This window comes from Pseudoxanthomonas sp. J31 (assembly GCF_000510725.1).
Classification (GTDB): Bacteria; Pseudomonadota; Gammaproteobacteria; order Xanthomonadales; family Xanthomonadaceae; genus Pseudoxanthomonas.
The window spans coordinates 1-12601 of sequence record NZ_AZNZ01000019.1 but is presented as its reverse complement, the minus strand read 5'-3'; the positions used below and the strand labels follow the sequence as shown (position 1 = coordinate 12601).

Here is a 12601-nt window from a genome sequence, read left to right as displayed (position 1 = left end):
CCCGCCGCCGCGCTCTCAGGCCGGCTCGTCCGGGATCAGCATGCTTTCCAGCCGGGCGATGCAGTCCTTCAGCTGCAGCTTGCGCTTCTTCAGCCGCTTGGCCTCCAGCTCGTCGCCGGCGTTGGCCGCCAGCTGCGCGATGCGTTCGTCCAGCGCGCGGTGCTGCTGGCGCAGTTCCGCCAGTTTCAGGGCCAGTTCGGACGGGCTGGTCGTGTCCACCGCCCAAGCATAGCGCGGGCAGGCGGGCGCCCGAAGGTAGAATGGCGGTCCTATGAACGCCGTCCTGCCCCTGCCCGAACCGGCCCCGCGCCGCACCGACCCGCGCGCGGCCCAGCGCGAACAGGCCAAGCTGGCCAAGCGCCTGCGCCGCCAGGTCGGCCAGGCGATCGCCGACTACGCCATGATCGAGGACGGCGACAAGGTGATGGTCTGCCTGTCCGGCGGCAAGGACAGCTACACCCTGCTGGACATCCTGCTGCAGCTGCAGAAGAAGGCGCCGGTGCGGTTCGAGCTGGTGGCGGTGAACCTGGACCAGAAGCAGCCGGGCTTCCCCGAGCACGTGCTGCCCGAATACCTGCGCTCGATCGGCGTGCCGTTCCACATCATCGAGCAGGACACCTACTCGGTGGTCACGCGCGTGGTGCCCGAGGGCAAGACCATGTGCTCGCTGTGCTCGCGCCTGCGCCGCGGCGCGCTGTACTCCTACGCGGCCGAGCACGGCTTCACCAAGATCGCGCTGGGCCACCACCGCGACGACATGGTGGCCACGTTCTTCATGAACCTGTTCCACCACGCCAAGATCTCGGGCATGCCACCCAAGCTGCTGTCCGACGACGGCCGCCACGTGGTGATCCGGCCGCTGGCCTACGTGCGCGAGGAGGACATCGTGCAGTACGCGGCCGCGCGCCAGTTCCCGATCATTCCCTGCAACCTGTGCGGCAGCCAGGAGAACCTGCAGCGCCGCCAGGTCGGGCTGATGCTCAAACAGTGGGAGAAGGAGCACCCGGGCCGGATCGAGCAGATCGCCCGCGCCATGGCCGACATCCGTCCCTCGCAGCTGGCCGACCCGAAGCTGTTCGACTTCGCCTCCCTGGGCCACCGCGAGGGCGCGGCCCGCGCCGACGCCCACGCCTGGCTGGCCGGCGAGCCGCACGGCGAGGCCGCAGCCGAGCCGCCGTCCGCGGCAACCTGACCTCGCGGTCGCAGTGCTTGCGACCGCCTCCTGATCTCCTGCACGGCGCGCGCCCGCGCCGCCGTCACGCACCGAGCAACCGCATGTTCTTCCGCAACCTGACCTTCTTCCGCTTCCCCACCTCCCACGATTTCTCCCAGCTCGACGAACTGCTGCCGGAAGCCGCGCTGCGCCCGGTCGGTCCGCTGGAACTGAACTCCACCGGCTTCATCCCGCCCTTCGGCCGCGGCGAGGAGGCGCTGTCGCACCGCGTGGGCAACGCGATCTGGCTGGCGGTGGGCAGCGAGAACAAGATCCTGCCCGGCTCGGTGGTCAACGACCTGCTGGCGCAGAAGGTGGCCGAGATCGAGGAGAAGGAGGGCCGCAAGCTCGGCGGCAAGGCGCGCAAGCGGCTCAAGGACGACCTCCTGCACGAGCTGCTGCCGCGCGCCTTCGTGAAGTCCTCGCGCACCGACGCCCTGCTGGACCTGGAGCACGGCTTCCTCGCCGTGGACAGCTCCTCGCGCAAGACCGCCGAGACGGTGGCCTCGGAGATCCGCCGCGCCCTGGGCAGCTTCCCGGCGATCCCGCCCAATGCGGAAGTGGCCCCGCGCAGCGTGCTCACCGGCTGGATCGCCGGCGAGCCGCTGCCGGAAGGGCTCAGCCTGGGCGAGGAATGCGAGCTGAAGGACGCGATGGACGGCGGCGCGGTGGTCAAGGCGCAGAACCAGGAGCTGATCAGCGACGAGATCGCCAAGCACCTGGAGGCCGGCAAGCAGGTGACCAAGCTGGCGCTCAACCTCGACGACCACCTGTCCTTCGTGCTCGGCGAGGACCTGATCGTGCGCAAGCTGAAGTTCCTGGAAGGCGCGGTCGACCAGCTGGAAAGCACCGAGCGCGACGACCTGCGCGCCGAGCTGGACGCGCGCTTCGCGCTGATGGCCGGCGAGGCGCGGCGCCTGTTCCTGGTACTGGAATCGGCGCTGAAGATCTCCAAGGCCGAGGCCTGAGCGGCTGCCCGGCGGCCGCGGGCAACCGCAGCCACCGGCGTAGAATCGGCCCATGCCTGCCCTGTCCCGCCACCTGGTCGCCCGCGTCCCGCAACGCGTGGAACGCGACACGGTCGAGCTGGCGCTGGAGGACGGCCGCAGCATCACCGTGCAGCGCGTGCGCGATCCGCGCGCGCGCCGGCTGAAGCTGAGCATCGACGAACGCGGCCCGCGCCTGACCCTGCCGCTGCGCGCCAGCCTGGTGTCCGGCGAGCGCTTCCTGCACGAGCACCGGCACTGGCTGCAGTCGCAGCTGGAGCGGCACCAGCCGGCGGAGGGCTGCGCGCCGCTGCAACCGTGGACCAGCACCACCCTGCCGCTGCGCGGGCAGGACGTGCCGCTGCTGTGGGGCGAGGGCCGCTACTTGCGCATCGAACGCCGCGAGGATGGCGTCCACGTGCAGCTGCCGCCGCGTGCGCCGTCGGCGGCGTCGCTGGCCCGCGCCCTGCGCGCGTTCTACGAGGCCGAGGCGCGCGCCGACATCGGCCGCTGGCTGCCGGCCTACCTGCCCGGGCTGCCGCGCGCGCCGCGCGCGATCCGGCTGAAGGTCCTGTCCTCGCTGTGGGGCTCGCTGGCCCCGGACGGCAGCATGGCCCTGGACCTGGCGCTGGTACTGGGGCGTCCCTCGGCGTTCGAGTACGTGCTGGTCCATGAGCTGTGCCACCTCATCCAGGCCAACCACTCGCCCGCGTTCTGGCGCGAGGTGGAACGGCGCTTCCCCGCCTGGCGCGCCGAACGCGAGTACTTCCACCGCGAGGGCCGCCGGCTGAAGGCGCGCCTGCGCGGCCTGCTCGGCTGAGCGCCTCCATACGCCGCCGATCCCGGGCCCGCCCGCGGCCGGCTAGGATGCAGCGGACGTCCACCCCGGAGCCGCCATGATCCAGCCGACCCGTACCATCCTTTCCGCCGCCGTTCTGGCGCTGCTGCTGGGCGCCTGCCAACGCGGCGAGGAGGCCACGCCCGCCGATCCGGCCCCGTCCACCGCCGCGGATGCGCAGGCCCCGGCCGTGGATGCCGATGCGGATGCGCCGGCCACCGCCGCCACGCACAACCCGTACTGCAGCGGCGAGCCCGGCACCGCGCCCTCCGGCGAACTGGTGGCGCAGCGCATTCCTGCCGCCAACGGCGATGGCGCCAACGGCCTGTACGAAGGCCCGGTCTGGAACGGCGAGGCGCTGTATTTCTCCGACTTCCGCTTCAGCGAGGGCTTCCCCTCGCGCATCCGCCGCCTGGGCGCCGATGGCAGCATGCAGACCGTCATCGAGGACAGCGGCAGCAATGGCCTGGCCCTGGGCAGCGACGGCGCGCTCGTGGCCGCCACCCACGACCGCAAGGAACTGTCGCGCTACGACCCGGCCGACGGCTCGCGCATGCGCATCGTCGGCGAGTTCGAGGGCCAGCCGTTCAACTCGCCCAACGACCTGGTGATCGGCAGCGACGGCACGATCTGGTTCACCGACCCGGACTTCCAGCGCGCGGCCGCGCCCGGCGGGCAGCCGAAGACCCGCGTGTACCGGGTGGGCAGCGACGGCCGGGTGTCGGTGGTGGACGACAGCATCGCCAACCCCAACGGCATCGCCCTGGCGCCGGACGGCCGCACCCTGTACGTGGCCGGCGGCGGGGAGCAGGGCGTGCTGCGCGCCTACCCGCTGGACGCGGCCGGGCAGCCGGGGCCGGGCCGCGACCTGGCCCGCACCCACGTGCCCGACGGCCTGGCGATCGACTGCCTGGGCAACATCTACCTGACCGAGCACGAGCGCCGGCGCGTGCGCGTGCTGTCGCCGGCGGGCGAGGACCTGGCCACGATCAAGGTCGACGCCAACGTCACCAATGCCGCCTTCGGCGGCCCGCAGCGCCGCACCCTGTACATCACCGGCGCCGGCGCGGTGTGGTCGCTCGAGCTGGACGTGGCCGGCCTGCCCTACTGAGCCGCCGCGGCATCGGCACAAAAGAAAAGCCCCCGCGGATGCGGGGGCTTCTTGTTGCGCCGTGGTGCCTGGATCAGAACTTGTAGTTGATCGAGGCGGCCAGGATGTCGCCGCCGACGTCGTACTTGCCCTTGAGGGTGCTGCCGGTCGGCGAGACCAGGCTGATCGACGGGTCGGTGGTGAACAGGTGGGTGTAGCCGAAGTTGTATTCCACCTTCTCCGACGGGGTCCAGCCGATGCCGAACGACAGCCACTTGCGGGTCACGTCCGGCACGCGCACGTCGCGGTGGGCGTCGGTGGTCGGGGTCTCGTCGTAGGCCACGCCGCCACGCAGGGTGACGGTCGGGGACAGGCGGTACTCGGCGCCCAGGGACACGAAGGTGGTGTCGTCGTAGCCGAACTCCAGCTGCGCGTCCTCCTGCGCCGAGGCGAAGTCCACGGTCACGCGGTCGAACGCCGGGGCCCAGGCGGTGCGGCTGATGTCGGCCATCACCGTCCACTGCTCGTTGGCCTTGTGGGTGATGCTGACGCTGGCCGAGGCCGGCAGGGTCACGGTGGCGCGGCCGGAGGTGTTGACGTACTGGTCGGTCGGCAGCAGGCCGTTGGCGACCGGGTTGGACGGACGCAGGAACTCGGCATCGCCGCCGGTGATCTTGTGCTTGACCTTGGAGCGGTAGCTGAAGGCGATGTTGGTGTTCTCGCTCGGGCTGAGCGTGGTGCCCAGCACGTAGCCGATGGCGTTGTTGTCGCCGGAGATGGTCATGCGGCCGTCGGCCAGGCCCGGGGCCACGCCCTGGCCACCCAGCTGCAGGGCGATGTCCTGCGCGACGGCGGCGGCCTGGGCCGGGGTGGCGCCGTTGGCCAGGGCCAGCGCGGCGGCCTGCTGCTGGGCCTGGACGCTGATCGCGGTGCCGAAGTCGATCGCGCTGCTCAGCTCGATGGTCAGGTGCTCGACGAACACGCTGGCGCCGAAGGACACGTACGGGTTGACGTCGTACGAGAACGAGGCGCCCAGGTCGATCGCCTTCAGGTCGGTCTTGATGCCGTGGTAGCGGCCGACCCAGTCGGAGTCGTACTCGGTCTTGAAGCCGAACGGCACCTGCAGCGAGATGCCGAAGTGCATGTTCTCGTTCTCGCCGAACGGCACGTGGAAATAGGCCGCCGGGACCGGGGCGATCATGCCGGCGTCGCCGCCGTTGCCGCCGGACACGTTGCCGCCGGTGCCGATGCCGCCGGCGCCGGCGTGGCGGGCCTCTTCCTTCTGGAAGTCGGCCGAGAAGCTGATCGCGGCCAGGTCGGCCTGGAACTGGCGGCCGCCGATCAGGCGCATCGAGGCCGGGTTGGTGGCGACCACCGAAGCGTCGCCCCAGGCGCTGGTCGAGCCGGCGAAGGCGCGACCCAGGCCCTTGGCGCTGTTCTCCTTCAGCTGGAACGCAGCGGCGTGGGCGTGGCCGCAGGCCAGCGCGCCGGCGATGCCGAGGGCCAGCACGGAAAGGCGGGTGTAGCTGTGGGCGTAATGCATGTTGCGCTTTCTCCGGAAAGACGTTGGTCTGTTGTTGTTGTCGCCAGCGCCGGTGGCGAAGCCCCTCCCGGGCCCGCCATCGTCGGATACCCCCTCCCGACATACGACGCCGTACTGGAATATAAGCACGCCTTTAACCCGAAAATAACGCTGCACTGCCGCAAAACATGCCGCACTGCAGCGGACACGCTGGCCGCTGATGGGCGATAGTTGCGCGCATGTTCGTTTCGCTCCCCTCCCGCCGCAAACCTCCGCCGCGCTGGGCGGCGCCGCTGTTGTTCGCTGCGCTGTGGCTGGCGTTCCTGTGGATGCTGGGGCGTCCGGACGAGGCGCGGCGCAGCCTGTGGCTGGCCTGGGGCGCGCTGGGGCGGGGCCTGGGCAGCGGCGATCCATCCTGGGGCGCATGGATCGCGGCGCTGCAGGACGGCAGCGTATTGCGCCTGTTCACCGCGCTGTTCCTGCACGCGGACTGGGCCCACCTGCTGGGCAACCTGGTGTTCCTGCTGATCTTCGGCCTGCCGGCCGAGCGCGCGATGGGGCCTTGGCGCTTCCTGGCGCTGTTCCTGGCTGGCGGCGCGATCGCCAACCTGGCCGCGGTGGTGGTGATCGACGATCCGCACCGCGCGGTGATCGGCGCCAGCGGCGCGGTCTCGGCGGTGATCGGCGCCTACCTGGCGCTGTTCCCCGGCGCGCGCCTGGGCGTGGTGCTGCCACTGGGCCTGTTCCTGGAATTCGTGCGCGCCCCGGCGTTCCTGCTGATCGGCATCTGGGCCGCGCTGCAGGTGGTGTTCGCCTACATCGGCCCGGCCTTCGGCGCGGTGGCCTGGGCCGCGCACGTGGCCGGCTTCCTGTTCGGGGTGCTGTTCGCCCTGGTGGTGCGCGCCGGCATCGCCCGGCGCATGCGCCGGCAGAAGGGCTATTGAGCGGCGGGCCTTGGAAACGCCGCGGCCGTCCCCATCCTGCAGCCCGTCCCGGACCACCCTCGACGATCGATCCAGTCCAATGGCCAAGCCGCTCTACAAGATCACCTTCCTCAACCACGGAAAGGTCTACGAGCTCTATGCCCGCCACGTGGGCAGCAGCGCCCTGTGGGGCTTCACCGAGGTGGGCGAGCTGGTGTTCGACGTGCACGAGGGCCTGGTCGTGGACCCGACCGAGGAGCGCCTGCGCGACGAGTTCGGCAACACCAAGGTCCTGCACCTGCCGATGCAGAGCATCGTCCGGGTCGAGGAAGTGGAGCGGAAGGGCCAGTCGGCGATCCGCGACGCGGCCACCGGCGAGAAGGTGGTGACCCCGTTCCCGCTGCCGGCCAAGCCCAACCGCTGAAGCCGCGCGCGGCCGGCGGCGCTCAGTCGCGCCGCGGGCCCGGCACGGCCGCGGTGGCCGCCAGCCTCTTCAGTTCCGCCAGTGCCGCGGCAATCGGCGCGTCGCCGGGCAGCGGCGAGCCGGCGCGGTAGCCCTCGTCCTCTTCCTCGTCGCCGCGCAGGTGGCCCGGCAGCGCCGCCTCGCTGACGGTGCCGGCCACGGTCGCCGGCGCGTCGCTGCCGGTGAGCTTCGGGTCCGGCTGCAGTTCCACGTCCGGGACGATGCCGCTGGCCTGGATCGAGCGCCCGCTGGGGGTGTAGTAGCGTGCGGTGGTCAGCTTGACCGAATCGCCGTTGCCCAGCGGCAGCAGGGTCTGCACCGAGCCCTTGCCGAAGGTGCGGCTGCCGACCACGCGGGCGCGGCCGTTGTCGCGCAGCGCGCCGGCCAGGACCTCGGCGGCGCTGGCCGAACCGGCGTCCACCAGCACCACCACCGGCGCGCCGCCGAGGCGGTCGCCGGCGGTGGCGTCGAAGCGGGTGTCGCTGGCCGGCACCCGGCCGCGGGTGCTGACGATGGCGCCGCTGTCGAGCAGCTCGTCGGCCACCTGCACCGCCGCGGTCAGCAGGCCGCCGGGATTGCTGCGCAGGTCCAGCACCAGGCCGCGCAGCCTGCCGCCGGCCTTGGCCTGCAGTTCGTCCAGGTGCTTGCGGAAATCGGCGCCGGTATCGGCCTGGAAGGTGCTCAGGCGCACGTAGCCGTAGCCGGGCTCCAGCATGCGGCTGCGCACGCTGGTGACGCGGATGGTCTCGCGCTGGATCTCGATGTCGAACGGCCGCTCGCGGCCCTCGCGCAGGATGGTGATGGTGACCTTGCTGCCGGCCGGGCCGCGCAGCGGTTCGCTGCCCTCGACCTGGGCGATCGGCTTGCCGTCGATGGCCACGATCACGTCGCCGGCCAGCACGCCCGCGCGCGCGGCGGGGGTGCCGTCGATCGGCGCCACCACCTTCAGCGTGCGGTCCTGCTGCTGCTGCAGCTCCACGCCGATGCCCTCGTAGGCGCCGGTGGTCTGCTCGTCGAAGGAATCGGACTCGGCCTTGTCCAGGTAGGCGCTGTGCGGGTCCAGGTCCATCAGCAGGCCCTCGATCGCCGACTGCATCAGGAAGCGGTCGTCGACCGGGTCGACGTAGGCCTCCTTGATCGCGCGGTACACCGCGACGTAGCGCTGGATCTCCGCCAGCGGGATCCTCGAGCCGCTGGGGTCGGCCGCGTCCGGATCGTCGGCCGCCGGCACCGGGGCGTCGGCGTCCTGCGCCGGATCCGCGGGCGCGGGCGCGTCCTGCGGTTGCGTCGGCGGCGCCGGCTCGGCCGCCTCCTGGGCCGGGACGGCGGGCGAGGCGGCAAGCAGCAGCAACAGGGACAGGACGGCGGGGGCTGGACGCATCGACGACTCCACGCGCGCGGACGGTGCGCGCAGCCCGATTATGCTGCAGCGCGCTGTAAATGCCGCTTGAACCCTCAGCGGCGCTGCAGCCAGGCCGACGGGTCCACCGGCTTGCCGTCGCGGCGCAGTTCGAAGTACAGCGCCGGCCGGCCATGGCCGCCGGAACTGCCGACCCGCGCCACCTGCTCGCCCTTGCGCACGCGCGCGCCCACGTCGCGCAGCAGGGTGTCGTTGTGCGCGTACAGGCTCATGTAGCCATTGCCGTGGTCGATGATCAGGATCAGGCCGTAGCCGGTCATCCACTCGGAGAACACCACGGTGCCGTCGGCCACCGCGGTCACCGGCGCGCCGGCGGCGGCGCCGATCAGCACGCCGTTGCTGGTGCGTCCGTCCGGCAGCTTGCCGCCGAAGCGCGCCAGCAGGTCGCCGCTGGCCGGCCAGCCCAGGCCGCCCACCTTGGGCGGCGGCGCGGCGGCCGCGACCGGGCCGCGCGGCTTGGCCGCCTCGCCGCGCTGCGCCGACTGCCGTGCCTGCTCGCGCGCACGCTGCTCGGCGGCGCGCTTTTCCGCCGCCGCCCGCGCCGCGGCCGCGCGCAGGTTCTTCAGCAGCTGCTCCAGCGCCTTGGCATCCTGGCCCAGGGCTTTCTCGCGCGCCTGGCGGTCCTGGTAGCGGCTGTCCAGCTCGGCCAGCAGCGCAGCGCGCTGGCCGCGGTCGCGGCGCAGCGCGGCCAGGGTTTCCTGCTGGCTGGCGCGCAGCGCCTCCAGCTCGGCACGGCGCTGGGCGATGCCTTCCTCCACCGTGGCCAGTTCCGCCAGCGAGGCCGACAGCGCCTGCACCTGGCGCGCGTGCTCGCGCTGGGCATAGCGGTGGTAGGCCAGCGCCCGCTGCGCATCGGCGGCGCGATCCTGCGACAGCAGCAGCTTCAGCGGCGCCTGCCCGCCCAGCGCATAGGACGCGCGCAGCAGTTCGGCCAGGCGCCGGCGGCCCTGCTCCTGCCCGGCCCGCAGCTGGTCGCGGCGCCGCTCCAGGTCGGCCAGGGCCTCGGTTTCGCGCTGCAGCGCGGCCTCGGTCTCGGCCAGTTCGCGCGCGGTGCGGCCCAGCTGTTCCTCGGCCCGGCGCAGGCGGGTGGCGGCGTCTCCACGCTGGCCTTCCAGCCGGCGCCGCTCGCGCGCGATTTCCTGCAGTTCGGCGCGCACCTTGCGCAGTTCGCGCTCGGCCGTGCCCGGGTCGCGCCGCTCCTGCGCCTGCAGCAGGCCGGCGCAGGCCAGCGCCAGCGCCGCGGCCATGGGCAGGCAGCGCCATGCGCCGCGGCTGCGTTGGGGTCCTGGCCCGGGGGCTTGGCGACGCTCGCGCGGATGGGGCACGCCTGGAAGATCCAGTGACTTCAGACAGGTGCGGATTGTAGCCAAGCGTGGTCCCATGGCGCGTACAGACGTGAAAGGAGGCCCGCCATGGCCCAGTCCCGCTTCCCCGCCATCGCCCTCTGCCTGCTGCTGGCCATGCCCGCGGCCTGGGCGGCCGAGGACATCAGCAAGGTCAACGGCAGCATCGAGGTCGCCGCCGGCACCGTCCACGGTGAGCTGGACACCGTCAACGGCAGCATCAGCATCGGCGACGGCGCCCAGACCGGCGACGCCAGCACCGTCAACGGCAGCATCAAGGTCGGCGCCAACGCCCGCGTCGGCAGCCTGGACACGGTCAACGGCGCGATCCGCGTCGGCCGCAACGTGCAGGCCTCCGGCGGCATCGAGACCGTCAACGGCAGCGTGTTCGTCGACCGCGGCAGCACCGTGGCCGGCGACATCGAGACCGTCAACGGCGCCATCGGGCTGGTCGAGACCCAGCTGCGCGGCGACATCGAGACGGTCAACGGCGACGTCACCGTCGGCATCGGCTCGGTGGTGTCCGGCAGCCTCAGCATCAAGCGCAGCAGCGGCTGGTTCCAGTCCGCGCCCAAGCGCAAGCCGCGGGTGGTGATCGGCCCGCGCGCGGTGGTCCAGGGCCCGCTGAAGTTCGAGCGCGAGGTGCGCCTGTACGTGCACCGCAGTGCCCGCACCGGTCCGGTCACCGGCGCCGAGCCGGTGGTGTTCGACACCGACACCGCGCCGGAGGACTGAGCGCGCGCGGCGTGCCGGCAACCCCGGCACGCTTGCCCTAGAATCGGGCTTCCGCTGTCCGCGAGGAGTTCCGATGTTCCGCAAGCCCCTGATCGGCGTCGCCGTTGGCGCGCTCCTGCTGGCCGGTTGCGGCAGGCAGGACGACGACGCGGCCGCCAAGCCCGACGCCGTCGCTCCCGTTCCCGCGCCCGCCTCGGACCACGCGTTCGAGCCGGCGATTACCGGCGCCGACTTCGCCGAGCTGGTCCGCACCCTGGCCTCCGACGAGTTCGAGGGCCGCGGCCCGGGCTCGGCCGGCGAGGAGCGCACGGTCGAGTACATCCGCGCGCAGATGCAGCGCATCGGGCTGCAGCCGGGCAACGGCGACAGCTTCTTCCAGGAAGTGCCGATGGTGGAAACCACGGCCGATCCGTCCACCCGCCTGGCGATCACGACCTCCGGGGGCGCGATGGACCTGGCCTTCGGCACCGACATGGTGGTCGGCACCCGCACCGGGGAGCCGCAGGTCTCGGTGCGCGACAGCGAGATGGTGTTCGTCGGCTACGGCGTGGACGCGCCGGAGCGCGACTGGAACGACTACGCCGGCCAGGACTGGACCGGCAAGACCGTGGTGATGTTCGTCAACGACCCGGGCTTCCACGTCAACGACGAGAAGCTGTTCGACGGCCGCAAGATGACCTACTACGGCCGCTGGACCTACAAGTTCGAGGAAGCCGCGCGCAAGGGCGCGGCCGCCGCCCTGATCGTGCACGACACCGCCGGCGCCAGCTACGGCTGGGACGTGGTGAAGAATTCCTGGTCCGGCCCGCAGTACGACCTGCCCTCCAGCGACGATCCGGATCCGCGCCTGCCGGTGCAGGGCTGGATCACCGCCGACGTCGCCCGCCAGTTGTTCGCCAGCGCCGGCCTGGACCTGGACGAAGCATACCGCGCCGCCAGCCGACCCGGCTTCAAGCCGGTGCCGCTGAAGGCGCGCCTGTCGGTGGATCTCAACAGCAGCACCACCCGCAAGACCTCGCGCAACGTGGTCGGCGTGCTGCCGGGTGCCAGCCGCGCCGACGAGGCGGTGCTGTACATGGCCCACTGGGACCACCTCGGCAAGCACGAGGGCGAGGGCGACACCATCTACAACGGCGCGGTGGACAACGCCACCGGCGTGGCCGGCATCCTCGAGATCGCCGAGGCCTTCGCCCAGCAGGAGCCGCGCCCGGAGCGCTCGGTGGTGTTCCTGGCGGTGACCCTGGAGGAATCCGGCCTGCTGGGCTCCAAGTACTACGTCGCCCATCCGACCTTCCCGCTGGAGAAGATCGCCGGCGTGATCAACCTGGACGCGATGTCCGTGGCCGGGCGCTCGCGCGACTTCGTGGTCACCGGCATCGGCAGCTCGGAGCTGGAGGACATCCTCAAGCCGATCGCGGCGATGCAGGGCCGCCGCCTGGAAGGCGAGGCCGCGGTCCAGGGCGGCTTCTATTTCCGCTCCGACCACTTCAACTTCGCCAAGGCCGGCGTCCCGGCGCTGTACGCCAAGGGTGGCGGCGACCTGCGCGAGGGTGGCAAGGCCGCGGGCAAGAAGGCGGCCGAGGCCTATGCGCGCAACTACCACCAGCCCTCGGACGAGTTCGATCCGTCCTGGAACCTGGACGGCGTGGTCGAGGACCTGGAGGCGCTGTACGGCGTGGGCCGTGAACTGGCCGCCGGCGACCGCTGGCCCAACTGGTACGAGGGCAACCCGTTCAAGGCCACCCGCGACCGCATGATGCAGGCCCGCCCGCCGATGGCCTCGCGCTGATCCGCTCGCGCGTACAGGACAAAGGCCGGTCGCGCAGGCGGCCGGCCTCTTTTTCGGGATTCGGGATTGGGGCCGGGGCGCATGGGCACCGCCCCCAATCACCGCCGCAGTGCATAGCCCGGACAAGGCGGCAGGCGGCATCCGGGACAGGGGCCGCCCATGCACGCCCCCCGCTACGCTTCGCTTATCCGGGCCAGGCATCCGCCCGGGAAGCCGGGGCGCAGGCGCGCCCTCCACGAATCACCGCTCCCGAATCGCAACCCGGGCCACGGTCGAGGC

The 12601-nt window shown here is 72.0% G+C and carries 12 protein-coding genes; 8 read left to right on the top strand and 4 right to left on the bottom strand.

Translation table 11 applies throughout. The features are described 5' to 3' along the window. Window positions 1-15 precede the first annotated feature (15 nt). Window positions 16-219, bottom strand: a complete 204-nt coding sequence (locus PSEJ31_RS0113640) for a YdcH family protein (protein ID WP_019397040.1) — start codon at window positions 217-219, stop codon at window positions 16-18. A gap of 52 nt (window positions 220-271) precedes the next feature. Between PSEJ31_RS0113640 and ttcA the strand changes: the two genes are divergently transcribed. From ttcA to PSEJ31_RS0113620, 4 genes are all read left to right on the top strand, one after another. After that, entirely contained in the window at window positions 272-1192 is a 921-nt protein-coding gene (gene ttcA / locus PSEJ31_RS0113635; RefSeq protein WP_028915774.1) for a tRNA 2-thiocytidine(32) synthetase TtcA, read from the top strand. An 83-nt stretch (window positions 1193-1275) separates the two neighbouring features. Continuing rightward, window positions 1276-2181: a recombination-associated protein RdgC gene (locus PSEJ31_RS0113630; RefSeq protein ID WP_019397042.1), complete on the top strand. Its 906-nt coding sequence runs from the start codon at window positions 1276-1278 to the stop codon at window positions 2179-2181. A gap of 52 nt (window positions 2182-2233) precedes the next feature. After that, a complete protein-coding gene (locus tag PSEJ31_RS0113625) occupies window positions 2234-3019 on the top strand; it encodes a SprT family zinc-dependent metalloprotease (protein ID WP_028915773.1) in 786 nt (261 codons plus the stop codon). 76 nt (window positions 3020-3095) lie between these two features. After that, window positions 3096-4148 (top strand): SMP-30/gluconolactonase/LRE family protein, encoded by a 1053-nt coding sequence (locus tag PSEJ31_RS0113620; RefSeq protein ID WP_028915772.1) that lies wholly within the window; start codon window positions 3096-3098, stop codon window positions 4146-4148. 73 nt (window positions 4149-4221) lie between these two features. Here PSEJ31_RS0113620 and PSEJ31_RS0113615 read toward each other — a convergent pair whose 3' ends face one another. Then, window positions 4222-5670, bottom strand: coding sequence for an outer membrane protein transport protein (locus tag PSEJ31_RS0113615; RefSeq protein ID WP_028915771.1), 1449 nt, complete (start codon window positions 5668-5670; stop codon window positions 4222-4224). Window positions 5671-5888: 218 nt separating this feature from the next. On the opposite strand from PSEJ31_RS0113615, the gene PSEJ31_RS0113610 reads away from it, so the two are divergent. Next, window positions 5889-6593, top strand: coding sequence for a rhomboid family intramembrane serine protease (locus PSEJ31_RS0113610; protein ID WP_019397046.1), 705 nt, complete (start codon window positions 5889-5891; stop codon window positions 6591-6593). A gap of 79 nt (window positions 6594-6672) precedes the next feature. Further along, the gene (locus PSEJ31_RS0113605) at window positions 6673-6996 is read left to right on the top strand and encodes a DUF1820 family protein (RefSeq protein ID WP_019397047.1); all 324 of its coding nucleotides are present in this window, start codon (window positions 6673-6675) and stop codon (window positions 6994-6996) included. 22 nt (window positions 6997-7018) lie between these two features. Here the strand turns inward: PSEJ31_RS0113605 and PSEJ31_RS16110 are convergent, their stop codons facing one another. Together PSEJ31_RS16110 and PSEJ31_RS0113595 are read right to left on the bottom strand one after the other, a co-directional pair. Further along, on the bottom strand, window positions 7019-8416 hold the full coding sequence (locus tag PSEJ31_RS16110; RefSeq protein WP_083852362.1) for a S41 family peptidase: 1398 nt from the start codon (window positions 8414-8416) through the stop codon (window positions 7019-7021). Between the two features lie 74 nt (window positions 8417-8490). Then, on the bottom strand, window positions 8491-9702 hold the full coding sequence (locus PSEJ31_RS0113595; RefSeq protein ID WP_028915770.1) for a peptidoglycan DD-metalloendopeptidase family protein: 1212 nt from the start codon (window positions 9700-9702) through the stop codon (window positions 8491-8493). Window positions 9703-9915: 213 nt separating this feature from the next. Here PSEJ31_RS0113595 and PSEJ31_RS0113590 point away from each other — a divergent pair, with 213 nt between their 5' ends. Both PSEJ31_RS0113590 and PSEJ31_RS0113585 read left to right on the top strand, forming a co-directional pair. Continuing rightward, complete coding sequence (locus PSEJ31_RS0113590) at window positions 9916-10533, top strand: hypothetical protein (protein ID WP_186828193.1); 618 nt, start codon at window positions 9916-9918, stop codon at window positions 10531-10533. 73 nt (window positions 10534-10606) lie between these two features. Continuing rightward, window positions 10607-12322 carry a M28 family metallopeptidase gene (locus tag PSEJ31_RS0113585; protein ID WP_019397051.1) on the top strand — a complete coding sequence of 572 codons (1716 nt, stop codon included), beginning with the start codon at window positions 10607-10609 and terminating at the stop codon, window positions 12320-12322. Window positions 12323-12601 lie beyond the last annotated feature (279 nt).